Raw genomic sequence first — 245 nt, 5'->3', positions numbered from 1 at the left:
GAGTCATCTCGTCCTCTCCATTATACGTCCTAAGTGTTCTGTCTTGTGCTATACTTTGGTAGATTCTGGATATTGCATCGTGGGCTGACCGTCCAGGACGGAACCCATAGCTTGTGCTTTCAAATCTCGATTCCCATTCAGGTTCGAGAGCCGACTTAACCAAGGCTTGCCTTGCTCTATCTTGGATTGTGGGTATTGCACAGTGAGGAATGATTAAGAGAACGGAGGAAGTTGTCCATGCTTCA

1 pseudogene is annotated in these 245 nt (G+C 46.9%); it reads right to left on the bottom strand.

What is annotated here, in order from left to right:
• Window positions 1-214, bottom strand: a pseudogene (locus P5683_RS26250) (hypothetical protein); the annotation flags it as partial.
• Window positions 215-245: the final 31 nt, after the last annotated feature.

Source organism: Limnospira sp. PMC 1279.21 (assembly GCF_032349615.1).
In the GTDB taxonomy this organism is placed as follows: Bacteria; Cyanobacteriota; Cyanobacteriia; order Cyanobacteriales; family Microcoleaceae; genus Limnospira; species Limnospira fusiformis.
Note: the sequence above shows the minus strand (reverse complement) of the source record. Positions and strands in the feature narration are given on the sequence as shown.